The organism is Nonomuraea sp. NPDC048881, from assembly GCF_040649795.1.
GTDB lineage: Bacteria > Actinomycetota > Actinomycetes > Streptosporangiales > Streptosporangiaceae > Nonomuraea.
In genome coordinates this window covers 762,196-784,665 of record NZ_JBEZGC010000003.1, presented here as the reverse complement: position 1 = coordinate 784,665, position 22,470 = coordinate 762,196, and the positions used below count along the sequence as shown (strand labels likewise).

22 protein-coding genes are annotated in these 22,470 nt (G+C 72.6%); 14 read left to right on the top strand and 8 right to left on the bottom strand.

Going from position 1 to position 22,470, the window contains the following annotated elements; genetic code table 11:
• Positions 1 to 14: 14 nt before the first annotated feature.
• Entirely contained in the window at positions 15 to 833 is an 819-nt protein-coding gene (locus AB0C33_RS14585) for an alpha/beta hydrolase (RefSeq protein WP_358287271.1), read from the bottom strand.
• A gap of 59 nt (positions 834 to 892) precedes the next feature.
• Between AB0C33_RS14585 and AB0C33_RS14580 the strand changes: the two genes are divergently transcribed.
• Positions 893 to 1,747, top strand: coding sequence for a LysR family transcriptional regulator (locus AB0C33_RS14580; RefSeq protein ID WP_358287269.1), 855 nt, complete (start codon positions 893 to 895; stop codon positions 1,745 to 1,747).
• A 45-nt stretch (positions 1,748 to 1,792) separates the two neighbouring features.
• Here AB0C33_RS14580 and AB0C33_RS14575 read toward each other — a convergent pair whose 3' ends face one another.
• Complete coding sequence (locus AB0C33_RS14575) at positions 1,793 to 2,251, bottom strand: alpha/beta hydrolase (RefSeq protein WP_358287583.1); 459 nt, start codon at positions 2,249 to 2,251, stop codon at positions 1,793 to 1,795.
• Positions 2,252 to 2,332: 81 nt separating this feature from the next.
• A complete protein-coding gene (locus AB0C33_RS14570; RefSeq protein WP_358287268.1) occupies positions 2,333 to 3,682 on the bottom strand; it encodes an alpha/beta hydrolase in 1,350 nt (449 codons plus the stop codon).
• An 85-nt stretch (positions 3,683 to 3,767) separates the two neighbouring features.
• On the opposite strand from AB0C33_RS14570, the gene AB0C33_RS14565 reads away from it, so the two are divergent.
• Both AB0C33_RS14565 and AB0C33_RS14560 read left to right on the top strand, forming a co-directional pair.
• On the top strand, positions 3,768 to 4,304 hold the full coding sequence (locus tag AB0C33_RS14565; RefSeq protein WP_358287266.1) for a helix-turn-helix transcriptional regulator: 537 nt from the start codon (positions 3,768 to 3,770) through the stop codon (positions 4,302 to 4,304).
• Positions 4,301 to 5,248, top strand: a complete 948-nt coding sequence (locus AB0C33_RS14560; protein WP_358287265.1) for a hypothetical protein — start codon at positions 4,301 to 4,303, stop codon at positions 5,246 to 5,248. Before AB0C33_RS14565 ends, AB0C33_RS14560 begins: the two co-directional genes overlap by 4 nt.
• 205 nt (positions 5,249 to 5,453) lie before the next feature.
• On the opposite strand, the gene sigJ is transcribed toward AB0C33_RS14560, so the two are convergent.
• Complete coding sequence (sigJ, locus tag AB0C33_RS14555) at positions 5,454 to 6,389, bottom strand: RNA polymerase sigma factor SigJ (protein ID WP_358287263.1); 936 nt, start codon at positions 6,387 to 6,389, stop codon at positions 5,454 to 5,456.
• Positions 6,390 to 6,623: 234 nt separating this feature from the next.
• On the opposite strand from sigJ, the gene AB0C33_RS14550 reads away from it, so the two are divergent.
• From AB0C33_RS14550 to AB0C33_RS14535, 4 genes are all read left to right on the top strand, one after another.
• Complete coding sequence (locus AB0C33_RS14550) at positions 6,624 to 7,280, top strand: NAD(P)H-dependent oxidoreductase (RefSeq protein WP_358287261.1); 657 nt, start codon at positions 6,624 to 6,626, stop codon at positions 7,278 to 7,280.
• A gap of 22 nt (positions 7,281 to 7,302) precedes the next feature.
• On the top strand, positions 7,303 to 7,731 hold the full coding sequence (locus tag AB0C33_RS14545) for an ester cyclase (RefSeq protein ID WP_358287259.1): 429 nt from the start codon (positions 7,303 to 7,305) through the stop codon (positions 7,729 to 7,731).
• A 71-nt stretch (positions 7,732 to 7,802) separates the two neighbouring features.
• Positions 7,803 to 9,329, top strand: coding sequence for an MFS transporter (locus tag AB0C33_RS14540; protein ID WP_358287257.1), 1,527 nt, complete (start codon positions 7,803 to 7,805; stop codon positions 9,327 to 9,329).
• 26 nt (positions 9,330 to 9,355) lie between these two features.
• Entirely contained in the window at positions 9,356 to 9,940 is a 585-nt protein-coding gene (locus AB0C33_RS14535) for a TetR family transcriptional regulator (RefSeq protein WP_358287255.1), read from the top strand.
• A gap of 42 nt (positions 9,941 to 9,982) precedes the next feature.
• Here AB0C33_RS14535 and AB0C33_RS14530 read toward each other — a convergent pair whose 3' ends face one another.
• Together AB0C33_RS14530 and AB0C33_RS14525 are read right to left on the bottom strand one after the other, a co-directional pair.
• Positions 9,983 to 10,924 carry a zinc-binding dehydrogenase gene (locus AB0C33_RS14530; RefSeq protein ID WP_358287254.1) on the bottom strand — a complete coding sequence of 314 codons (942 nt, stop codon included), beginning with the start codon at positions 10,922 to 10,924 and terminating at the stop codon, positions 9,983 to 9,985.
• 215 nt (positions 10,925 to 11,139) lie between these two features.
• Positions 11,140 to 11,709 carry a TetR/AcrR family transcriptional regulator gene (locus tag AB0C33_RS14525; protein WP_358287252.1) on the bottom strand — a complete coding sequence of 190 codons (570 nt, stop codon included), beginning with the start codon at positions 11,707 to 11,709 and terminating at the stop codon, positions 11,140 to 11,142.
• Positions 11,710 to 11,799: 90 nt separating this feature from the next.
• Here AB0C33_RS14525 and AB0C33_RS14520 point away from each other — a divergent pair, with 90 nt between their 5' ends.
• The 5 genes from AB0C33_RS14520 (at position 11,800) to AB0C33_RS14500 (ending at position 16,536) form a co-directional block, all read left to right on the top strand.
• Positions 11,800 to 13,203, top strand: coding sequence for an MFS transporter (locus AB0C33_RS14520; RefSeq protein WP_358287250.1), 1,404 nt, complete (start codon positions 11,800 to 11,802; stop codon positions 13,201 to 13,203).
• A 91-nt stretch (positions 13,204 to 13,294) separates the two neighbouring features.
• Complete coding sequence (locus AB0C33_RS14515; RefSeq protein WP_358287248.1) at positions 13,295 to 13,813, top strand: NUDIX domain-containing protein; 519 nt, start codon at positions 13,295 to 13,297, stop codon at positions 13,811 to 13,813.
• A gap of 196 nt (positions 13,814 to 14,009) precedes the next feature.
• A complete protein-coding gene (locus AB0C33_RS14510; RefSeq protein ID WP_358287247.1) occupies positions 14,010 to 14,456 on the top strand; it encodes a hypothetical protein in 447 nt (148 codons plus the stop codon).
• Between the two features lie 85 nt (positions 14,457 to 14,541).
• Complete coding sequence (locus AB0C33_RS14505; protein WP_358287245.1) at positions 14,542 to 15,597, top strand: protein kinase family protein; 1,056 nt, start codon at positions 14,542 to 14,544, stop codon at positions 15,595 to 15,597.
• 36 nt (positions 15,598 to 15,633) lie between these two features.
• Positions 15,634 to 16,536 (top strand): aminoglycoside phosphotransferase family protein, encoded by a 903-nt coding sequence (locus AB0C33_RS14500; protein WP_358287243.1) that lies wholly within the window; start codon positions 15,634 to 15,636, stop codon positions 16,534 to 16,536.
• 32 nt (positions 16,537 to 16,568) lie between these two features.
• Here the strand turns inward: AB0C33_RS14500 and AB0C33_RS14495 are convergent, their stop codons facing one another.
• Both AB0C33_RS14495 and AB0C33_RS14490 read right to left on the bottom strand, forming a co-directional pair.
• Positions 16,569 to 17,171 (bottom strand): NAD(P)H-binding protein, encoded by a 603-nt coding sequence (locus AB0C33_RS14495; RefSeq protein ID WP_358287580.1) that lies wholly within the window; start codon positions 17,169 to 17,171, stop codon positions 16,569 to 16,571.
• A gap of 82 nt (positions 17,172 to 17,253) precedes the next feature.
• Positions 17,254 to 20,493 carry a BTAD domain-containing putative transcriptional regulator gene (locus tag AB0C33_RS14490; protein WP_358287241.1) on the bottom strand — a complete coding sequence of 1,080 codons (3,240 nt, stop codon included), beginning with the start codon at positions 20,491 to 20,493 and terminating at the stop codon, positions 17,254 to 17,256.
• A 132-nt stretch (positions 20,494 to 20,625) separates the two neighbouring features.
• Between AB0C33_RS14490 and AB0C33_RS14485 the strand changes: the two genes are divergently transcribed.
• Together AB0C33_RS14485 and AB0C33_RS14480 are read left to right on the top strand one after the other, a co-directional pair.
• The gene (locus tag AB0C33_RS14485) at positions 20,626 to 22,197 is read left to right on the top strand and encodes an FAD-dependent monooxygenase (RefSeq protein WP_358287239.1); all 1,572 of its coding nucleotides are present in this window, start codon (positions 20,626 to 20,628) and stop codon (positions 22,195 to 22,197) included.
• On the top strand, positions 22,194 to 22,373 hold the full coding sequence (locus AB0C33_RS14480; RefSeq protein WP_358287238.1) for a hypothetical protein: 180 nt from the start codon (positions 22,194 to 22,196) through the stop codon (positions 22,371 to 22,373). The genes AB0C33_RS14485 and AB0C33_RS14480 overlap by 4 nt, the downstream gene beginning before the upstream one ends.
• Positions 22,374 to 22,470 lie beyond the last annotated feature (97 nt).

Below are 22,470 nucleotides of genomic sequence, written 5' to 3'. Positions count from 1 at the left end.
ACGGGAGAGGCCCGTCAAGCCAGGAAGAACGTGGCCAGCGTGCGGGCGACCAGTGCGGGGTCGTTCTCCATGGGGATGTGGCCGGCCTCGGGGACCCGCACCAGCGTGGTGTTCGGCACCTCGTCGGCGAACCGCTGCGCGTAGCCGACCTGCTGGAAGGTATCGTCCTCGCCCCACACCAGCAGCTTCGGCGCGTCGCAGGCGAGCAGGGCAGGCATCAGGTCAAGGGTGTAGCGGCTGTCGGCGGCGCCGGCCAGCGCCATCCAGGACCGCCCCACGCGTGGTTCGCGCCACGGGTCGAGGTAGTCGTCCAGCTCTCCTTCGGTGACAGGCCGGGCCAAGGCGGTGGTGACGGCCACGCGCCGGGCGGCGAGCAGGTCCTCCACGGTGGTGGCGGCGACCACGGCGGGGTCGCGGTAGCGCGCCACGCCGGGCACCGGCCAGGAGTCGTAGCTCACCGAGTTGACCAGCGCCAGCCGGGGAACCGCCGGCTCGCCGCCGGTCAGCAGCTGCTGGGCGACCGCGCCGCCGATGTCGTGCCCGGCCACGCCCGCGGGCGCGTCCATGCCGAGCGCCGCCGCGAACCGCGTCACCCAGGCGGCCAGCGCGGGCACGGTGGCCGTCTCCAGCGTCAGCTCCCCTTCCGAGCGGCCCAGGCCGGGGAGGTCGACGGCGACCGGCCGCAACCCGGCCGCGGCCAGGTCGTCGAGCACCGGTAGCCAGACGCGGCTCCAATACGTGCCGTGGAGCAACAGGACCTGCGGGCCGTGCTCGCCCGCCGTCAGATAGCTGGCCGTACGGCCGTCGACGTCGATCGTCATGCGTGTGGACATGGCCATAACCATCAGGGAATGGATCGCCGCCGGTCAAATACCACTTAGGGTATGGCCCCATGACGTTGACGCAGCTCCGAGCGCTGATCGCGGTGGCCGAGCAAGGCGGGTTCACCGCGGCGGCGGACCTGCTCGGCATGTCCCAGCCCGCGGTCAGCCGCGCTGTCGCCGCTCTCGAACGCGAGCTCGGCGCACCCCTGTTCGTCCGTCACACCGACGGCATCGCCCTCACCGAGGCCGGGCGGCGCGCCCATCTTCGCGCCCGTGAGGCTCTTCGCCACTTCGACCTGATCCGCGCGGAGGTGGCGGCCGCCGCAGGTGAGGTCACCGGGCCGCTCCGGCTGGCCAGCCTGCCCAGCGCCACCGGCACCCTCATCGCCCACCGGTTGCGGACCTTCACCGATCGCCACCCCCAGGTCCAGGTACGCCTGTTCGAGGGGGCCGACGACGACGTCCGCGGCTGGCTGCAGGCGGGCGCGGCCGAGGTCGGCGTGGTCACGCTCCCCGCTCCCGGCCTGCACACGATCCCGCTCAGCACGCACGAGATGGTCGCCGTGGTGCCGGCCGGCCATCGCCTGGCGGGGCAGGAGACCGTCCACATCACCGACCTGGCCGGGCAGCCGTTCATCCTCACCACGGCGGGCTGCCGTCCGCTCATCACCGACGCGGCACGCCGGGCCGGCGTCCAGCTCGACGTCGCCTATGAGGCCGGCGGCCAATCGGCCATCCTCGAAATGGTGGCCGCGGGCCTGGGGGTCAGCATCGTGCCCACGCTCGGCCTGCCGGCCCAGTTCGGACCGGTCACGACCAGGCCGCTCGAACCGCGCCTCACCCGGACGCTCGCCCTGGCCGTCCTGTCGCCGAGCGACTGCGGACCCGCCGTACGGGCCTTCCTCGACCTGGCCGAACAATGATCTTTGGCAGGGTCGGGGCCTGACGGGCCATGGCCGGGGTCCTCGTCATCGTGATGCGACGATGGGGGTCAGGAAGTCGCCGACCAGCCGGACGCACAGCTCGGGCCTCTCGTGCAGCAGCAGGTGCGAAGTCTGCGGGACGACGGCCAGCTGCGCCGCGGGCAGCGTCCGGTACATCTGCAGGGTGTGCTCCAGGGTGACGATGTCGTCGTCGGCGGTCATGACCAGCACGGGGCAGGTAACGGTGGCCAGGTCGTCCGGGGTCAGCGGCCGGTCCTCGGTGACCGACCGGGCCGCCTTGGCGATCACGACGGGGAAGTGGCCGGCCCCGTCCGGCGACACCTCGGCGTAGGCGGAGACCAGTGGCGGCGGAGGCGGCGCGTCGGTGCTCGGCCGCAGGATCATCCCGTCCGGGTGGAAGCAGCCGCTGATCAGGACGACCCGTTCGACGAGGTGCGGGTGGCGCACGGCGGTCCACAGCGCCACCATCGCCCCGGCGCTCAGGGAGCAGCGGAAGGACAGACGCCATCGGCGGGAACGCCGGTCCAGGTCGTCGAGCGGTTGGGCGCCCGGGCCGCACCGGGTTCAGCGGCAGACCGTGCCGGGCGCGGGAAGCGTCCCGGAGATCAGGTACCGGTCGATGCTCCCGGTCGCGCAGGCGTTACGCAGGTATGAGGTGTGCCCGTCGCCGTCATAGGTCAGCACCTGCGCCCCCTTGATGCCCCTGGCCAGGCTCTTGGCCCAGGCGAGCGGCGTCGCGGGATCATGCGTGTTCCCGACCAGCAGAACGGGCGGCGCCTGGGTGATGTGCACCGGCCGCTGCGGATCGGACGGCGGGACGGGCCATCCCAGGCATCCGGTCGTCATGTCCCAGAACTCCGACGTCCCGCGCATGTGCGGGGCTCTCCGCGTGACGTCCCGGGCCCGTGTCCTGAGCTGCGGGAATCCGTTGATGTCAGGGTCGATGTCCTGGCAGAGGACCGCCCGGTAGGCCGAGGTCGTCGCAGGGTTGTCCAGCGCCTCGGCCCGCATCTGCCCGAAGAGCACCGCATCGCCCTGCTCCGCCTGGACGATGCCCCGGGCCAGGCCGCCGTTGAAGTCGGGGGCCATCGTGAGCATCGCGTACGCGACGTAGCGCAGTTCGTCCGCCGTCAGCGGACGGCCGCCGGTGACCGGGATCGGCCGCTCCTCCGCCTTTCGCACCAGCGCGTCCCACACCTGCGGTACGGACCGGCCGTGCAGCTCACATTCCTGGGTCCGCTCGCACCACCCGGCGAACCTGTCGAACCCGTCCTCCACCGCCGCCGCGGCATCGCGCACCATCCGGCGCGAGCTCATCCCGTGATCGACGATCCCGTCCAGCGCCATCGCCCGTACCCGGCCGGGGAACCGCCGCGCGTACTCGGTGCCGAGCAGGCTCCCGTAGGAGCGTCCCAGGTAGCTGATCTGCTCCTCGCCCAGCGCGGCCCGCACCGCGTCGAAGTCCCGTGCCACGCTCCCGGTGTCCATGTGCCGGATCAACGGCCCGCAACTCTCGCCCACGGCCCGGTTGTGCGCGACGAGCCGGTCATACTCCCGCCGCGTCTCGGGGAACTGCGTGACAGCCGGATCGTGCACGGCCTTCCCGCATGGGATCTGCTCGCTGCCGCCGACCCCGCGCGGATCGATCCCGACGATGTCGAACCGCTCGCGCAGCTCGTCGGAGAAGAAGTACGGCGCCCAGTCCCGCACCAGGTCGGCCGCACCCGTCCCTGGTCCGCCCGGGTTGTAGAACAGCGTCCCGATCCGTTGCCCGGTGGCCTTGCGTCGCGTCATGTTCAGCGAGACCCGCGGCCCGTCCGGCGTCGCCCAGTCCACCGGCACGGCGAGGGCGCCGCACTCGGCTCCGGGTTCCTTCCCGCAGGCTCGCCAGTCGATCGCGTCTGTACTGGTCACGTTCGCTGATGGGGTCGCAGCGGCCGGGGCCGCCGGGACCGCTGTCGCGATCAGCGCCAAGCCCGTGACGAGGGGGGTCCATTTCATGATCTGGATCGTCTCCCGCTCGCCAGCCTCCGTCATCGGCCTTTCGGCCTGCCGCATCGGCCGAACGGACGACAGTTCGTCCGAGGAGGCCGGGACCCGGCTCCCAGGCCTGATTTGCCAGTCGCTCAACTTATCTTTATATATAGATCACATGAGTCGAAGACCCATGCAGGAGCCGACGTTCCTGATCCTCACGGCGCTCGCAGCCGGGCCCCAGCACGGCTACGGCATCATCACGGACGTCGTGCAGATCTCAGGTGAACGGGTACGGCTGCAAGCCGGCACGCTGTACGCCGCGCTCGACCGTCTCCAGGGGGAAGGGCTGGTCGAGACCGACCGCGAGGAGGTCGTCGACGGCCGCGCGCGGCGTTACTACCGTCTCACCTCCGCGGGCGAGGCCCGGCTGGCAGCCGAAGCGGAGCACCTGCGTCGCAACGCCGACACCGCCTCCTCTCGCCTGCGCGCCAGACTCCGCTCGGCGTACAACATCAAGGTCGCGACGCCTGGCCGCGAGTTCCTCGGGAGTGCATCGTGAATCTGGAGGACCGTTACCGGCGGTTACTGGCGTGGTACCCGAAGGAGCACCGCGCGCTGCACGAGGAGGAAATGGTCGCGGTCCTCCTCACGACAGCCGCACCCGGCCGAGACCGACCGACCGTCCGCGAGACCTTCGACCTGCTGCGAGGAGCCTTCGCCATCCGGTTGTGGCGTGCCGTGGGGCCCGTCTCCCGCGGGCACTGGCGTGCCGCCTTCAACGTTGCGGCGCTTCTGGCGCCGATCTGGCTGCTCGTCCTCGAAGTCTGTCAAGCCGGCGCTCTCATGGAGATGTCGCTTCGGTCCGGAGTGGCGGGTCCGATGCTGACCTTGAGGCCACTGATGATCGCCCTGCCGTACGGGTTGATCGTTTTCCTGGCATGGCGGAACTCGCGAAGGGTCGCGGCCGCCGTGGCATGGGGCTGGGCCGTACTGTACGCCGGGCTCGTCGCCAGTCCGCCCGATCTCGGCCTTTCTCCCGTCTACGTGGCGTGGGACGGCGTGCTCCTGGTGGGGTTGGGATTCGGCAGCGTGGTGCGGTTCGTCCTGCCCGCCTGCCTGGTCGCTGTGATGCTGACGTTCGCTCCCTCATCCGGTCCTGCTCCGTTGGGAGCCCGGCGGCTGGCCGGATGGGCCGCCGTCTCGCTCGTCGGCGCGGCGGCGAGCAGTCGGCTTCCCCCCTCGCCGGAGGGGGACTACCTCCTCCTTCTCGTGCTCGCGGTGGCGGCGGTCATGGCGGTTCGCTCGCCTGTCGGGCGGCGGGCGGTGTTCATCGTGTTGCCGCTCATGACCGTCACCCTCAACTGGCTGCGTTGGGTGGGGGATCCGGCGAACCTTCCAGCGGTGGCTGCGACCACGGTGGCCCTGCTGGCCGCCACGGCGTGGCTGGCCAGAACCGGCGCTCCCGCCTCCGGACCAGCGAAGCGCCTGACAAGCGGTACGTGAGGTCGCCGGACGGGCCTGCACGCCGAGCCTCATACGGTGGCGGCCACGCTGCGGCGTCGATGCCGCCGACGATCAGGTCTGTCAGCGCCCGGCTACGCGGCCGAGCGGATGGCGGAGGTCGGCGCCACCGTCATCGGCGCGCACGGCGACCGCCCCGCCTGCGATCTCGCCCTCCATCGCCCACGTCATCCGCTGAAGGCCCGTCTCAGCCCGTCGTCCAGTGACGGAGTTTCTCGGGGTTGCGCACGACCCAGATGCGCTTGATCCTGTCGCCTGCGACCTCGAACGCGAACACCGTCACGATGACGCCGTCCTGCTCGGCCACCACCCCGGGCCGCCCGTTGACGGTGCGTTCCAGGTACGTCATGTTGCCGGGCCGGCGGTGGGCGATCTCGATCCAGGCGTGCGCGATCTGTTCGCCGCCTTCGATGGGGTCCAGGAAGGTGATGGCGAGGCCGCCGCCGTCGCCGATCGCCACGGCGTCGGGGTCGAGCAGGCCGATCAGGGCGTTGATGTCCTTGGCCTCCCACGCCCGCTTGAAGTCCCGGACGATGCCGGCCTGCCGGGTCGCCGGGGCCGTGGCGGGCTGGGCGGCGCGGATGCGGCGGCGGGCGGAGGAGGCCAGCTGGCGGCATGCCGCGGGGGTGCGGCCGACGATCTCGGCGACTTCGGCGAAGGAGTAGCGGAAGACGTCGTGCAGGACGAACGAGACGCGTTCGGCCGGGGTCATCGATTCGAGGACGACCAGGAAGGCCAGGTTGACCGATTCGTCCAGGGTGACCCGGTCGGCCGGATCGGAGACCGTACCGCCGTCCGCGGGTTCGGGCAGCGGCTCGGGGAGCCATTCGCCCACATAGGTCTCCCGCCGGACCCGTGCCGAGCCGAGCAGGTTCAGGCAGATGCGGCTGGCGACCGTCGTCAGCCAGGCGCCGGGCGACTCGATGGCCTCCTGCTGCCGCCGGGACATGGCGTACCAGCGGGTGTAGGTCTCCTGCACGGCGTCCTCGGCCTCGGCCAGCGAGCCCAGCAGCCGGTAGGCGAGGTTGATCAGGTGACGCCGCTCACTGATGACCACGTCCAGGCCCGGATCGAGCCACCCTCCTCCTGAACCAACGGCATCCGGCCTGTTCTGGCTGGTCATCGTGACGGCTCCCTCGGTCGTGTCTGCCTTCTTCCTGCTCGACAAGACAGCGTGCCGGAATGTGAGGCCGATGCCGTCACCTGACGTTTCCGGGGGCTGTGTTGTCGAACTGCACGCGGACGTCCTGGCCGCCACGGGAGGGCGCACCAAGCCCCGCCGCCGCCTACAGGTCAGCACGTCCGGCCCTCGTTCGACCACGCCGCGTCGTCGCGGCCCCACCTCAGGGGAGCCACTTTGAGTCTGTTCCGGCTTGACGCCAGCATCCGTCCCGGCACCTCGGCCAGCGCCGAACTCGCCGACATCGTGGAAGCCGAATGGACCGCCGCCCACCCGGACGAGCCGGTGGTGCGCCGGCACCTGGGCACCGATCCACTGCCGGCCGACGCCTGGGCCCAGGCCCACCTCGGCGCGTTGACGCCCGAGCCCGACCGCTCGCCCGCGCAGCGCGAGGCGCTGGCGTTCGCCGTCTCGCTCGTCGCGGAACTGGCGGCGGCCGAGACGGTCCTCCTCGCCGTGCCGCTGTACAACTTCGGCGTCTCCCAGCACTTCAAAGCCTGGGTCGATCTGGTCATCGCCGGGGCGCCCCTGGGCAGCCCGGTGCTCAAGGGCAAGCCGACCGTCCTGGCCACCGTGCGCGGCGGCGGTTACGCCCCCGGCACGCCGCGCGAGGGCTGGGACCACTCCACCCCGTACCTCAGGCGCGTCCTCGCCGACCTGTGGCAGGCCGATCTGACCATCGTCGAGCGCGAGCTCACCCTCGCCGCCACCAGCCCAGGCATGGAACACCTGCGCGACCTCGCCGCCGGCCTCCACGCCCAGGCCCTGACCGCGGCCCGCGACGCCGGCCGGGCGACCGCGGCCAGGCGACTCCCGCGAACCGTTTCCCGCTGACCCGAACAGGAGCGACATGTCAATGGATCAGATGGCACGCAACAAGGCGGCGTTCGCCCGTCTGCACGACGCCCAGAGCAGCGGCGACGTCGAGGCCTTCGGCAAGGCGGTCGACGAGGTCGTGCACCCGGACGTGCTGATCCGCACTCCGTTGCCGATCGCCGCAACGGGGGCGGAAGCCCTCAAGCAGGTGGGCGCGATGCTCCTGCACGCGTTCCCCGACCTGCACATCGAGGTCGAGGACGTGATCGCTGAGGGCGACAAGGTCGTCCTCCGCAACACGGTCACCGGGACTCACCGGGGCGAGTACATGGGCGTCCCGCCCACCGGCAGATCCATCACCTACAGAGAGATCATGATCGTCCGTTTCGCGGACGGCCGCATCGTCGAGACGTGGGGGATCGTCGACGTCCTGGCACAACTGAAACAGCTCGGCCTGATCCCGTCGTGACCCGGCCATCATGTTGAACGTACGTACAAGTTGTACTAACGTTCAACATGATGGAGGGCGAGGGGGACCTTATGACGCAGCGACAGTTCACGCGGGCGGGGGCGCGCCAGTGGGCGGGCCTGGGCCTGCTGGCCATGCCGACGGTGCTGCTGGGGCTGGACGTGACCGTCCTGTACCTGGTGGCGCCGAGCATGGCGGCCGACCTGTCACCGTCAGCCACCCAACTGCTGTGGATCATGGACGCCTACGGGTTCCTCGTCGCCGGGTTCCTCGTCACCATGGGCACGCTGGGCGACCGGATCGGACGGCGCCGGTTGCTGCGGGCCGGGATGATCGCCTTCGCGGCGGTCTCGGTGCTCGCCGCGTTCGCCCCCACGGCCGAGCTGCTGATCCTCGCGCGAGCCCTGCTGGGGGTGGCCGGGGCGACGCTCATGCCCTCCACGCTGTCGCTGATCTCGAACATGTTCCCCGACGCGCGTCAGCGCGCGGTCGCGATCGGGGTCTGGGCCACGATGTTCGCGCTCGGCATGGCCGCCGGGCCGATCGTGGGCGGCGCCCTGGTGGACTCCTTCTGGTGGGGAGCGCCGTTCCTGGCGGCGGTGCCCGTCGCGTTCGTCGTCCTGGCCGGGGCGCGCGCCCTGCTTCCCGAGTACGCGGCCCCGTCCGGCGGCCGGCTCGACCTGGTCAGCGTGGGCCTGTCCCTGGCCGCGATCCTGCCGGTCATCTACGCCGTCAAGCACATCGCCTCCGAGGGGCCCGGCGGCCCGGCCCTCGCCTGCGCCGGAGCGGGCGTTCTGGCCGCGATCGTGTTCGTACGCCGCCAACGCCGCCTGCCCGACCCGCTGCTGGACGTGACGCTGTTCGGCAACCGGGCCTTCGTCGTGGCCCTGGGCGTGCTGCTCATCGGCCTGGCCGGGGTCGGGGGGGCGATGTACCTGGTCACGCAGTACCTCCAGCTCGTCGAAGGGCTCACCCCCTTCGACGCGGGGCTCTGGATGGGACCGCCGGCGCTGGCCATGTTCGCCGCCGCCATCGGTGCTCCGCTGGTCGCCCGGCGCTTCCGTCCCGGCTCGGTCATGGGCGCCGCCCTGGGGGCGTCCCTCGCCGGCTACGCGCTGCTCGCCACCGCGGGGCTCGACGACGCGGTCCCCGTGGCGGCCGGCTTCACGTTCGTCTACCTTGGGCTGGGCGCCCTCGCCGCCCTGGGCACCGACATGGTGGTGGGCGCGGTGCCGACCGCGCGGTCCGGGTCGGCGGCGTCGATCTCCGAGACGGTCCAGGAACTCGGCATCGCCATCGGCGTCGCCGTGCTCGGCAGCCTCACCACCGCCGTCTACCGCACCCAGGTGACGGTGCCCGAAGGTCTGACGCCGGAGACCTCCGCCCCCCTCACCGACAGCCTGAACGCGACCGTGGCGATCACCGGCAGCCTTCCGCCCGGGACCGTCGAGGCGGCCCGGCACGCCTTCACCACCGGGCTCAACGTCGCCTCCCTGGTCGCGGGGGTCGCCATCGCCGCCGCCACGGCGCTGTGCCTGGCGATGCTGCGCCACGCGCCCCCGCTCGGGGCGGAGCGGCCTCGCGACACCGACGTTTGAACGATGGTCCGACTATCCTGAGGCTCGTGCCGAGGAGCAGCAAGGACGACACCGCCGACGACGGCGAGCACGTCGACGGACGCCGCGCACGTGGCGAGAAACGACGCGCGGAGATCATCGAGGCCACCCTCGCCGTGGTGACCCGCGACGGCGCGGCCGGCGTCACCCATCGCACGGTCGCCAAGCAGGCCGGCACCACGACGTCCCTGAGCACCTACTACTTCGCCACCCTCGACGACCTGCTCGTCGCCGCCCTCACGAGTGTCGCCGACGCCTACACCGCCCGCATCCGCGACATCATCGACACCCCCGGCGACAAGCTCAGCGGCCTGGCCCACCTCATCGCCGAGTCCGCCGGCTCCGGACGTGAACGCGCCCTGGCCGAACGCGAGCTGGCGACCCTGGCCGCCCGCCGCCCCGCCCTGCGCCCCGTGGCCCGACGCTGGCGGCAGAACATCGCCGAACTCGCCACCACGCTGACCGACGACCCCGCGGCCATCGCCGCCCTCGTCGCGGCGTCCGACGGCCTGTGCACCGCGATCCTCCTCGACAACGTGCCCGCCGACCCTGAGCACATCCAGGCCGTCCTGCAACGAGCCGTCCGCAACTGAGCGTCCAGGAATGCCCAGAAGGGACGCCGCCGCGGAGGGGCTTCACGTCATGCGGAGGATGACCTTGCCGGTGGTGCGGCGGGTGGTCAGGGCGGTGAGGGCGGCGGCTGCCTGGTCGAGCGGGTATTCGGCGCCCACCGTGGGGTGGACGCGTCCCGAGGCGGCCAGGGCGAGCAGGTCGTGCAGTGGCTCGGCGGCACGGCTGCCGGGGAGGCGCAGGTGGGCGCCCAGCCAGTAGCCGCCGACGGTGATGTTGCGCTCGCTCAGGATGCCGGGGTCGATGGGGGCGGCGTCGATCCCGCCGGAGGTGCCGTAGGCGATCAGGCGGCCGAAGGGGGCCAGCGCACAGGGGGCTGCCTCGAAGACGGGGCCGCCGACGGCGTCGAGGATCACGTCGGCCAGGGCGCCGTCGTTGGCCTCGCGGACGCGCTCGGCGTAGCCGTCGGCGTCGCCGGGGATCGCGGCGTCGGCGCCGAGCCGGCGGACCAGGGCGCGCTTGCCGGGGGTGGAGGCGGTGCCGACGACCCGTCCGGCGCCGAACTCCTTGGCCAGCTGGATCGCCAGGTGGCCGACGCCTCCGGCTGCGGCGTTGACGACGACGGTTTCGCCGGGGCGGACCCGCGCGGCCGTACGCAGCAGGTGCCAGGCGGTCAATCCCTGGACCAGGAGGGCGAGCGCGGCGCCCGCGGAAAAGTCCTCGGGGATCTCGACCGGATCCTGCACCAGCGCCTTGGTGGCGAACGCGCTACTGGCGAAGGCAAGCATGCGGCGACCGTCCGCGGCCCGGCCGACGACCTCGCCGCCCGGGATGAACGGCAGTTGCGGCGGCAGGTAGGTGCCGCGCAGGCGTTCGGCGTCGGCGAAGTTGAGACCGGCGGCCTCGACGTCAAGGAGGATCTGGCCGGGGCCCGGCGTCGGGTCGGGAAGGTCGGCGGGGGTCAGGACATCGGGTTCGCCGAGGCGTTCCGCAACCATTGCTCTCATGCCGTCAACGCTAGGAGCCGGGCGGTTGCGCAGGTAGCGGGCGGGATTTGTGGATGATGCGGAATGCATGAAGAGTCTTCATGCATTCCGGCGGCGGCGTCACCCGGGCAGGGGCTCGGTCGCCGGCAGTGCTCGTGCGGGTGGGTTGTCGGGGGCCGGCCCGGGGTTCACGCATGGCTCCTTCGCTCGCCGGTTCCGCAGCGCGACGGACCGGATCAGGCGAGCAACCGGTCGACCAGCCCGTCGAGGTAGTCAGGGGTGAGCGGCCCCGCGTTGAACAGGACGCGCATGTAGATCGGCGCCAGGAGATGGTCCAGCACCTCCAGCACGTCGGGCGGGTTCTCGCCGCGGGCGCGGGCGCGATCGAGCACGGCCTGCAGCTGGCTGGTGCGGTCGGCCAGAAGCTCGTCGCGCGCCTGCAGGCCCTGCTGGCCCTCGCCGGACAGCGCGAGGGTCAGCCGCACCAGCGCCAGGCCGTCGGGACCGGTGACCTCGCGGGCCACGTTGGCGGCGTGGGTGCGCAGGTCGCCGGCCAGGCTGCCGGTGTCGGGCATCGGCGACTGCGCGTTGAGCCGGGTCAGCAGCACATCGCTGAGCAGGGCCTGGAGGTTGCCCCACCGGCGGTAGAGGCTGGTGTCGGCCACGCCCGCGCGGGCCGCGATGTCGCCGATCGTGAAATGTCCGTAGCCGCGCTCCCTGACCAGCTCGGTCACGGCTTGATGCACTGCCGCGCGGACCCGGGCGCTGCGCCCGCCGGGCCGCTTGGCCCGCCCCTGCTCATCCATGCGTCCCACCTTAACGCAGTTGGGACTTGCGTTAGAGCTTGAGAGGGTTTACGTTAACGCAGTCACTAACTGCTTTTAGGAGAGATGTACATGAGAGCGTTGCTCACCCTGACCTGCGCAGGTCAGTTCATGGTGCTGCTCGACAACACGATCGTCGGCGCCGCCCTCCCTGACATGCAGCAGCGGCTGCACATCGGGCTGACCGGTCTGCAGTGGATCGTCGATGCCTACGTGCTGCTGGTGGCCATGCTGCTGCTGTCGGGCGGCGTCTTCGCCGACCGGTTCGGCCGCCGGCGGGTGTTCCTGGCCGGGGTGGTGGTGTTCACGGCCGCCTCGGTGGTGTGCGCGCTCGCGCCCTCGATCGGCTGGCTGATCGCCGGACGGGTACTGCAGGGCGTCGGGGCCGCGGCGCTGAGCCCCGCCTCACTGGCGCTGCTCACCGCCGCGTATCCCGCCCCGAAGGAGCGCGTCAGGGCGATCGGGTTGTGGGCCGGGTTCAGCGGCCTCGGCCTGGCCGCCGGACCGCTGGCGGGTGGGATCCTGGTGGAGTCCTTCGGCTGGCCCGCCATCTTCCTGGTCAACGTGCCCATCGGGGCGGTCCTGCTGCTGGCCGGGCTGCGCGCGCTGGGGGAGTCCCGCAACCCGAGCGCGCCGCCGATCGACGTCCCCGGCACGGTCCTGTCCGCCGCGGGCGTGGGCGCTGTGACCTACGGCCTGATCGAGGGCGGCTCCCGAGGCTGGACCTCGCCGATGATCCTGGGCAGCTTCGCCGCCGGGCTGGCGCTCCTGGCCGCGTTCGTCGTGGTCGAGGGTCGGGTGGCGACGCCGATGCTGCCGCTGCGGCTGTTCCGTCAGCGGCTGTTCACGGTGTCGAACACGGCGATGGTCGTGGTCGGATTCGCGCTGATGGGGTCGTCGTTCTTCTTCTCCCAGTTCTTCGTGTACGTCCAGGGCACTTCGATCCTGGTCGCCGGGCTGCAGACCCTGCCCGTCTCGCTGGCCATGGTGATCGTCAGCCCGTACGCGGGCCGGCTCGCGGCCAGGTACGGCTTCCGCGTCGTCGCCGGCATCGGCCTGGCGCTGGCCGGGCTGGGGCTGCTGGCGCTGGGGTTCGTCCACGCCGATACCGGCTACGGGAACGTGTGGTGGCGGCTGGCGGTCGTCGGCATCGGGTTCGCTCTCACCATGTCACCGCTGACCGGGGCCGCCATCCAGGCGGTCAGCCCGCAGGAGGGCGGCCTCGCCTCGGGCGTCGCCAGCACCACCCGGCAGATCGGCGCGGTGCTCGGCGTGGCGGTGCTCGGGGCGATCGTGCACACGCGGGAGGTTGGCGGAGCCTCGTTCGAGTCCGGCCTCAACAGCGCCTTCCTCGTGGCGGGTGCCGTGACGCTGGCCTGCGCCGTCTTCACCGGCCTGTGGCTGGCCGCGGCCCGGACGCCGAGCGGCGTCCGGGCGAACAGTCAGGAGGCCAAGCAGTCAGCGAGCGTCCGCTGACGGCTCGTCCCGGCCGTCGACCTTCTCCGGCGGCAGGGGGGCCGCTCCACCCCGGTAAGGATTGTCAGTGGCGTCTGCGACCGTGTGCCGCGTGGGTGAGCTGGTCGAGCGGGTGGATGAACAGGACCGCGTGCTGGAGGTCGTGGAGCGCGCAGAGGCGGTGCGCCGGCGGTGGATGCATCGGATCGCGACGACGATCTGCCGCGATCCGACGGGGCGGATCCTCGTGCTGCGCCGGGCCAAGGAGCATGTTCGCTTTCCCGGCCACTATGACGTGCTGGTCGGCGGCGCCGTGGGCGTGGGCGAATCGTATGAGGACGCGGCGGCCCGGGAACTGGTCGAGGAACTGAGCGTCGGCGTTCCGGTCCGTTTTCTGTTCCGGTTCCTGTGCCGGGCCGGGATCAGCCCTGTCTGGTTCGGGGTGCACGAGGCCCTGGTCGCCGAGCCGTTGGCTCCGGACCCGTCCGAGATCGCTTGGCATGCCTGGGTCACGGAGCCCGAACTGCGGAAGGTGGTCGATCGAGGGCCTTTCGTCCCAGCCGGACGACAAGCCCTGCACCGATATCTCGGCTGCCTTCTCGACGGCATCGCCATCCGCCTCGGCACCTGAGCTGCTGCGGTTCGCGACGCCGCTCAGCGGCAGGCGCTTGGGCCACGTCCAGCCGCACCTCGCCGTGAGGCTGGACGTGCTGCCAGAACAGCGGGGTCAGCCCGCGCCGGTCGGCGGATGTCCGGGGGCTTGAAAGCGCGTTGCAGGCGGTCGGCCGCTCAATGGTGCTCAAGTCCCCATACAACAGGAGGTTCCGATGAACCGCAGCTTGCGCGCCCTGTTCGGCCTCACCGCCACCGCCGCGACCATCGCCCTGACCGTCCCGGCCATGAGCAGCGCCGCGAACGCGTCGCCGGCCTCGCCTTCCGACCTCGACAACACCAGCCACGCCCGGGATCTCGCGCAGGCGCGTTCCTTCCTGTTCACCTACACCTTCAACAACCACCTCAAGGTCGCCGGCGGCAATTTCACCGTCGACCACCGCGTCTTCGTGACCGTCAAGTTCAACAACGGCGTCACGAAGTTCTCCAGGTGGGTGATCGCCCGCACCCACCCCGTCACCCCCGGCGGGGCCGTCTACGTGGAGACGACCATCGCCGCCCCCTGCTCCGGCAGCAAGAACGGCTACGCGCAGGCCTACGACGAGGCCACCCGCACCTGGTCGGCGCGGCTGCCGGTGACGATCTGCCAGCGCATCGACTGACGGCCGGCCGCCAGCCATCGTGTTCGAGCGGCTCGGCACGGAGGCCGCCGGGCAAGGACCGACGTCGTCGGCCGGTAATGTGATCATGATGACGGACGCGCGGCTGACCGCCCACTGTGACGTTTCCACGGCCATCGCCCGCTACGACGACCAGCAGCTGGCCGAGCTGCTGGAGCGCGAGGCCGTGCCCCTCGGCACCGGCATCGGCGGGGCCTCCGCGCGGCTGGAGGTCGGCGGCAGCTCGGTCTTCGTCAAACGCGTGCCCCTCACCGAGCCCGAACTGCGCCACCCGCACTCGACGGCCGACCTGTTCGGGTTGCCGCCCTTCTGCCAGTACGGCATCGGCTCGCCCGGCTTCGGCGCCTGGCGTGAACTGGCCGCGCACACGATGACCACCGAGTGGGTGCTGACCGGCCGGTTCCCCGGCTTCCCGCTGCTGTATCACTGGCGGGTGCTGCCCAACACCCGGCCCGCCCCGCTGTACGCGGAACTGGCCGACATCGATCGGGCGGTCACGTTCTGGGAGGACGCGCCAGGCATGCGCCGCCGCCTGGAGGCACTCGCAGAGGCTCCAGCGACCCTGACGCTCTTCCTGGAGCACTTCCCGTACAACCTGCACGAGTGGCTGGACGAGCGAGTACGCGCGGGCGACGCCGACCGCGCCTGCGCCCTGGCGGACCAGCGGCTGCATGAGGCCGTGTCCTTCATGAACGCGCGCGGTCTCCTGCATTTCGACGCGCATTTCGCGAACATCCTCACCGACGGGCGCCGCCTCTACCTGACCGACTTCGGGCAGGCCGTGTCGACCCGGTTCGACCTGTCGGAGGAGGAACGGGCCTTCTGCCGCCGGCACCGCACGTTCGACCGCACCTACACACTGACGTACCTGGTGAACTGGCTGGCCGGCGCCTTCCACGACGCCGACTGGCCGCAGCGTCGCGAACTGGTGCGGACATGGGCGGCGGGGGAGCAGCCGGCCGGCGTGCCCGGTGGGGTCGCGGCTCTGCTGTCGCGACACAGCCCGCTGGCCACCGTACTGAACGACTTCTACCACGAGCTGCAGAGCCAGAGCAGGAGGACGCCATACCCGCTGGAGGAGATCCGCCAGGTCGCTGAACGGCACGCCCTGCCGATCGATTGACGTCCGACGCCTGCCGTCTCGGTACTGTGGCTTCGCATGACCGACACCGAGATCGAGATCACCGCTGACCTGGTCCGTGACTTGCTGCGGGAGCAACATCCAGACCTCGCCGGGCTGGCCGTCCGGGAGGTGGCGGGGGGTTGGGGCAACCAGATGTGGCGCCTCGGGGACGAGTTGGCCGTGCGCATGCAGCGCATGGACCCCACCCCGGAGCTCCAGCTCAAGGAGCGGCGGTGGCTACCCGTGCTGGCCCCGCGCCTGCCGCTGCCGGTGCCGACCCCTGTGCGGTTCGGCGAACCGTCCGGGCGCTTCCCCAAGCACTGGACCGTGATGACGTGGGTCGCCGGTGAGCCGCTGGACCACGGCTCGATCAGCAGGGCCGCCCACGCGGCCGACACGCTGGCGGGCTTCCTGCGGGCGCTTCATGTGGAGGCGCCCGCCGAGGCCCCCGCCAGTGCGGACCTCGGCGCTCACCCCAAGAGGTGCACGAGCGGCTTCGAACACTTCTTGCAGGCCGTCGACCCCGGCGCCGTCGGCGATGTCGGCGCCGTCCGTGACGTGTGGGCCGATGCGGTCGCCGCCCCCGAGTGGGCGGGCCCGCCGGTGTGGGTGCACGGCGACCTGCATCCCGCGAACGTCGTCGTCTCGGACGGAACGCTCGCGGGCATTGTCGACTTCGGTTCCTTGTTCGCCGGCGATCCGGCGTGGGACCTGGCCGCCGCATGGGTGCTGCTCCCCGCGGGCGCGGCCGCACCCTTCTTCGACGCGTACGGACACGCGGACGAGGCGGCGATCCGGCGCGCCCGCGGGCTGGCCGCCATGAAGAGTCTCTTCCTGCTGCTCATGGGGCAGAACGGAGATCGCGGCCTGCCCGGCGGCAAGCCGCACTGGGGACCTGCGGGCCGGGCGGCGCTCGATCGGGTGCTGAAGGGCGTGTGAGGCATGCCACGGCATGCGCCGGGGCGGTTCCGTCACCGGAAGACGTGGACGTTCTCGCGAACCCAGTCGTGGAGGGTCAGCGGAGCCCGGCCGGTGAGCCTTTCGACGGTGTCGAAGACCTTCCGGTCCCAGGCCGCCGATTGGCGCTTGAGCTCCAGCAGCGCCTCCAGACGGGGCCCCGACCAGCCGAGGCGGTCGAACTCCGCCCGGGTCTCGGCTGCACTGCGTTCGACGAGCTTGATCGGCCGGTCCAGGATCTGCCCGATGACGTCGGCCTGGTCACGGGGTGGGAGGGCCTGGCCGCCGGTGAGGGTGTGGGCCCGGCCGTCGTGGCCGGGCGTGGTCAGGACGTGCGCGGCGACGGCGGCGATGTCCCGTGGATGGATCATCGCGGAGACGGGGTCGCCTTCGGTGACGTACATGGTGTGCTCGGCGGCGATGGTGGGGGCGTAGCCGTGCAGGTAGGCCATGAAGGTGCCGGGGCGCAGCATCGTCCACGGCAGGCCGGAGTCCATGACGACCTGTTCGCCGAGCCGATGGCCGGTGCTGATGGGATCGGTGGCGTCGAAGGTGACGCCGCTGGTGGACAGCTTGACCAGATGGGAGACCCCGGCCCGGGCCGCCGCGGCGACCAGGTCGCGTTCCTGGACGGGGCCGTCCGGGCCGTACCCGGGCGGCAGGACGAATGCCGGGGCGGTGCAACTCGACCGGTGACGCCTACGCCACGTCCGGTCCGCGCAGCCGGGCCGGGTCGGCTGCGCGCGCGGCCGTCTTGCCGTCCAGGCGCCGGCCTTGCCCGTACGCCGCGGCGAAGGCGGCCTCGCCCAGCGCGGCCCGCCCTCGGCGGCTGAGTTCGCCGAACTGCCGATCGGTGCGGTCATGAGCGCCGCGCAGCCGGGACGCGGCGCCGAGCAGGACGGCCGAGTCGTGATGCCGTCCGTGCGCCTCGGCGAGCGCGGCGGCGTTCACCGCCACCAGCGACAGGATCGGCAGGTCCCCGGTCCGCGACGCCGCCGCGTACGCCTTCTCCAGCGCCTTCTCCGCGCCGGCCGGGTCGCCGGTCTCCAGGCAGAGCCAGGCCCGCGCGCTGCCGACCAGCGTGCGCACGTGGTCACCGGCGAACGTGGCGTCGCCGTCGAGGTCCCGTTCGGCGTCGTCCAGCAGTGCGCGCGCCCGGTCCAGGTCGCCGAGCCGCACCCGGAAGCCGGCCTCCCACGCGTCGAACAGGGCCCGCAGCTCCGTCGAGGCCGCCCGCCGCACCCGCTCGCGGGCCGACTCGATCATCGCGATCGCCAGGACGGTGTCGCCGCGCCGCAGGTGCAGGTCGATCCAGCGCAGGTCGCTGAAGACCTGGTCGCCGAGGCTGAGCGAGCCGAGCTCGGCGGCCAGCGACCGGGCCTCGCGCAGGTCGGCCAGCGCGCCGTCGAGGTCGCCGTCGTACTGCCGCAGCTGGGCGCGCATCGGCAGCGCGGCGGCCTGGCCCCAGCGGTCGCCGACCTGCCGGAAGCGGGCCAGGGCCGAGGTCACGTCGGCGCGCGTCGTGTCGAGGTCGCCCGCGTTCTCGGCGAGCCGGGCACGGAACATCCGGGCCAGCCCGGACAGCCATATGTCGTCGCCGTCGGCCAGCTGCTCGACGATCGCCAGCGCGGTCCTCTCCTCCTGCAGGAACGCGAGCGTGAGCGCGTACGCGCCGTACGGGCCGGGCAGCTCCGGGTACGCGAGCATCCGGTTGGTCAGCTCGCGTATTCGGGCCCGGTCGTCGGCGGCCTCCCCGGCGGTCGTCCCCGGCCGGGTGTCGACCCGGTTGGCCAGGTGGATCGCCTGGGCGCAGTCGCGTTCGGGCGTCGGCTCACCGCCGGGCACCGCCAGTGCCTCGCCCAGCCAGTAGGCCGCGTCGCGGTGCCGGCCGAACATCTGCCAGTACCAGGTCAGGCTCAGGGCCAGCGCGACCGCGCCGGGGGCGTCGCCGGTGTCGCACCGCCGGCGCAGGGCGGCCAGCGCGTTGTCGTACTCGGCGCTGACGACCCGCATGGCCGCCAGCTGGCCGGGGCCGCGCAGCTGCGGATCGTACCGGGCCATGAGCTCGGTGAAGTGGCCGGCGGCCAGGTCGCGGACGGTGCCGAGGTCGCCCGTCCCGGCCAGGCGGTCCGTGCCGTACTCGCGCAGCGTCTCCAGCATGCGGTAGCGGCCCGGATCGGGCGCGAGCTGCAGCAACGACCGGTCGACCAGGGCCGCGAGCAGGTCGGGAATCTCGCCGGCCCGCACCGCGGTGCCCGCGCAGACCGCGGCGGCCGAGGCCGGCGTGACGCCGCCGGGCAGGATCGAGACGCGTTCGGCGACCGTGCGCTCGTCATCGCTCAGCAGCTGCCAGCTCCAGTCGATGACCGCGGCCAGCGTGCGGTGCCGGGGCAGTGCGGTGCGGCTGCCGGTGGTGAGCAGCCGGAACCGGTCGGACAGCCCGTCGGCCAGCTCGGGCAGCGACAACGTCCGCAGCCGGGCCGCGGCCAGCTCCAGCGCCAGCGGCATGCCGTCCAGGCCGCGGACCACCCGACGGACCTGCGGCAACGTCGTCTCGTCCACCTCGAAACCCGGGCGCACGGCGGCGGCCCGCTCGGTGAACAGGCGTACCGACGCCGCCCGGCGGGCCTGCTCGACGTCGTCGTCCGGGCCGGGCAGCGCGAGCGGGCCGAGCGGCACCAGCGCCTCGCCGTCGACCGCTAGGGGCTCGCGGCTGGTGGCCAGCACGCGCAGCGCGGAGCATCGGGCGAGCAGGGCCGTGACGAGGTGGGCCACGGCGTCGATCAGGTGCTCGCAGTTGTCGATCAGCAGCAGGCTCTCCCGTCCGGCCAGTTGGTCGACGAGCACGTCCAGGTCGGAGCCCTCGACCCGCATCCGGGCCTCGAACATCGCGCCGCCGCGCAGCCCGATCCCGGCGAGCACGGCCGTGCCGACCTTGGCCGGCTCGGTGACCGAGGCGAGATCGACCATCCGGACGTCGTCGCCGTACTCGTCGAGGTGCCGGCGGGCGGCCTCGACGGCGAGCCGCGTCTTGCCTGCGCCACCGGGACCGAGCACGGTCACCAGGCGCCCGGCGGCGAGCAGCGCGTCGATCCGGGCGAGGTCGTCGTCGCGCCCGATGAAGCCGGTCAGCGGCGCGGGCAGGTTGCTCGGCCGGCCCCGTGCGGCCCCGGCCACCGAGGCGGGCCGCTCGGCGCGCAGCAGCCGCAGGTGGCGCTCGCGCAGCGCGGCGCCCGGGTCGGCGCCGAGCACGTCGGCCAGGGTTTCGCGGACCCGCTCGTACCGGACGAGGGCCTCGGCCTGGCGACCCTGGGCGGTGAGCGCGTCCATGAGCAGCGCGGCGGCCCGTTCGTGGACGGGGTGCTCGGCGAGCAGGGCGGTCAGGCGGTCGGCGGCCGCGTCGGCGCGGCTCAGCGTCAGCTCGGCGTCGGCGAGGTCGGCGACGGCTTCGATCGAGGCGTGGGCCAGCCGGGCCGCGGCGGCGGGCGCCACCGCGGCGACCGCCGGGGGCTCGGCGCCGGGACGGTCGCCCCACAGCGCCACGGCCTCGGCGAGCAGGGCCGCCGCGGCGTTCGTGGCGCCGGCGCGCACGCGGTCGCGGCCGGCGGCGGCGAGCTGCTCGAACCGCAGCGCGTCCACGTCGGCCGCGTCGATGTCGAGCCGGTAGCCGCCGGCGACCTGCGTGACGGCGCCGGCCGAGCCGAGGGCCCGGCGCAGCCGCGAGACCAGGGCGTGCAGGGCGTGGGCGGGGCCGGCGGGCAGGCCCTCGGCCCAGATCGCGTCGAGCAGGACGCCTTGCTCGACCACGCGCCCGCCGGCGAGCGCCAGCCGGGCGAGCAGGCCCTGCAGCCGGGCGCCCGGAACGGGCAGGGCGGCCTCACCGCGGCACGCCTGAAAGGCGCCGAGCAGCGTGACGCGAAGCGGCGCATCCCCGTCCATCCGCCAATCTTCGCGTGCACCGCCTCAAGTGCCCAAATCACGGCAGGACGGGGGGCGCCCCCGCCGTGTGAGCGCCGTGTGCGCCTCGTGTGAGCGGCCCGCGTCAGTCTTCAGGCTCGGAAAGGAGTTCTGATGCATGACGTAGTGATCGTGGGCGCGGGCCCGGTCGGTCTTTTCCTCGCCTGCGAGGTCGGCCTCGCGGGCTGCTCCGTCCTGGTGCTTGAGCGGGAGGCGGAGGCCGGTTCCCCGTGGAAGGCGGATCCGCTCGGGATGCGGGGTCTGTCCGCCGCGTCGGTCGAGGCGTTCCACCGGCGGGGGATGGTGCAGCCGCTGCTGAAGGCGTCGGGCGTCGATGATCGTCCCGGCGCGGAAGGGCCGGCGCGTCTCCGTGGTGCGGGGCACTTCGCCGGGATGACGCTGGATCCGGCCAAGGTGGATGTCGCCGCCCTGCCGTTCCGGGTTTCCGGCCCGGCGGCGGAGGGCGTGATGACCAGCCTCGAAGCGGTCGAGACGGTGTTGTCCGAGCGGGCCTCCACGCTCGGCGTGGAGGTCAGGCGCGGCGTCGCGGTCTCCGCCATCGCGCAGGACGAGGACGGCGTGGTCGTGCGCGCCGGCGGGCACGAGTACGCGGCGCGCTGGGTCGTCGGCTGCGACGGCGGACGCAGCACGGTGCGCGGGCTCGCGGGCTTCGCGTTCACCGGCACCGAGCCGCAGTTCACCGGCTACGTCGTGCTCGCCACCGTCGCCGATCCCGGGAAGCTGCGCCCCGGGTTCAACCTGACGCCGACAGGCATGTACCTCCGGACACCCGCCGAGGGGTACGTCGGCATGCTGGAGTTCGACGGCGGCGCGTTCGACCGCTCACAGCGGCCGACGCGCGACCATCTCCAGGCGGTCCTACGCCGGGTCTCCGGCACCGACGTGACGCTGACCGACGTACATCTCGCCTCAAGCTTCACCGATCGGGCGAAGCAGGCGACGAACTACCGGCGGGGGCGCGTCCTGCTCGCGGGCGACGCCGCGCACATCCACTCTCCCCTCGGGGCGCAGGGGCTCAACCTCGGCATCGGCGACGCCATGAACCTGGGCTGGAAGCTCGCGGCGACCGTGCACGGGCACGCGCCGGCCGGGCTCCTCGACACCTACACCGCCGAGCGCCGTCCGATCGGCGCCCGGGCGCTCGACTGGACGCGCGCCCAGACGGCGGTCATGCGACCGGACGCGCACGGCCAGGCGATCCAAGGTGTCGTTCGCGACCTGATCGGGACCCGTGACGGAACGACGTACGTGTTCGAGCGGACATCGGGCTCGTCGATCCGCTACGACCTCGGCGGCGACCACCCGCTGACCGGGCGCAACGCCCCTGACGTCCGTCTTGAGGACGGCACCCGCCTCGGCGACCTGATGCGGGACGGACGAGGCGTGGCACTCGACTTCGGCGTCGACCGGCGTCTGCGCGATCCGGCGACGGGCTGGGAGAGCCGGATCCGGTACGCGGCCGGGGCGGCGAGAGACGACCTCGGAGCGGCCGCGGTGCTCGTCCGGCCGGACGGCGTGGTCGCCTGGGCGGGCGACCACGATCGTGCAGCGTTCGAGCGGGCCGCGAGCCGCTGGTTCGGCCGTCCGATGAGCGGTGACTGCGGGCGGCTGGACAGCGAAGAGGGCCTCGGGTCCGGCTACCCGCTGCGCATCGCGGGGGAGTGATCCAGGCCGTGCGCCGGCTCGCCCGCGAGCACGGCGCGCAGCTGCTCGCCGCGGACGGCATGTTCGCCGAGCCGGCCGCGACGACCGGGCCTGAATGCTGGGCCGTGGACCGCGTGCACCCGACTCCGGCCGGTCACGCCGCGCTCGCGGCGGCCTGGTTGCGCCTGGTCGCGTGACCGGGCCTGTGGGCGTCAGGCGGTCGGGGTCACGGGGATGCACACGGCGTAGACCGTGCAGGTGTGCGTCCCATTGCGTCCTCCGTGGACCGTTCGC

Coding starts and splice junctions, on each gene's coding strand:
- AB0C33_RS14585 (WP_358287271.1), bottom strand. CDS start 833: ATGTCCACACGCATGACGATCGACGTCGACGGCCGTACGGCCAGCTAT.
- AB0C33_RS14580 (WP_358287269.1), top strand. CDS start 893: ATGACGTTGACGCAGCTCCGAGCGCTGATCGCGGTGGCCGAGCAAGGC.
- AB0C33_RS14565 (WP_358287266.1), top strand. CDS start 3,768: ATGATCTGGATCGTCTCCCGCTCGCCAGCCTCCGTCATCGGCCTTTCG.
- sigJ (WP_358287263.1), bottom strand. CDS start 6,389: ATGACCAGCCAGAACAGGCCGGATGCCGTTGGTTCAGGAGGAGGGTGG.
- AB0C33_RS14545 (WP_358287259.1), top strand. CDS start 7,303: ATGGATCAGATGGCACGCAACAAGGCGGCGTTCGCCCGTCTGCACGAC.
- AB0C33_RS14540 (WP_358287257.1), top strand. CDS start 7,803: ATGACGCAGCGACAGTTCACGCGGGCGGGGGCGCGCCAGTGGGCGGGC.
- AB0C33_RS14530 (WP_358287254.1), bottom strand. CDS start 10,924: ATGAGAGCAATGGTTGCGGAACGCCTCGGCGAACCCGATGTCCTGACC.
- AB0C33_RS14525 (WP_358287252.1), bottom strand. CDS start 11,709: ATGGATGAGCAGGGGCGGGCCAAGCGGCCCGGCGGGCGCAGCGCCCGG.
- AB0C33_RS14520 (WP_358287250.1), top strand. CDS start 11,800: ATGAGAGCGTTGCTCACCCTGACCTGCGCAGGTCAGTTCATGGTGCTG.
- AB0C33_RS14510 (WP_358287247.1), top strand. CDS start 14,010: ATGAACCGCAGCTTGCGCGCCCTGTTCGGCCTCACCGCCACCGCCGCG.
- AB0C33_RS14505 (WP_358287245.1), top strand. CDS start 14,542: ATGATGACGGACGCGCGGCTGACCGCCCACTGTGACGTTTCCACGGCC.
- AB0C33_RS14500 (WP_358287243.1), top strand. CDS start 15,634: ATGACCGACACCGAGATCGAGATCACCGCTGACCTGGTCCGTGACTTG.
- AB0C33_RS14490 (WP_358287241.1), bottom strand. CDS start 20,493: ATGGACGGGGATGCGCCGCTTCGCGTCACGCTGCTCGGCGCCTTTCAG.
- AB0C33_RS14485 (WP_358287239.1), top strand. CDS start 20,626: ATGCATGACGTAGTGATCGTGGGCGCGGGCCCGGTCGGTCTTTTCCTC.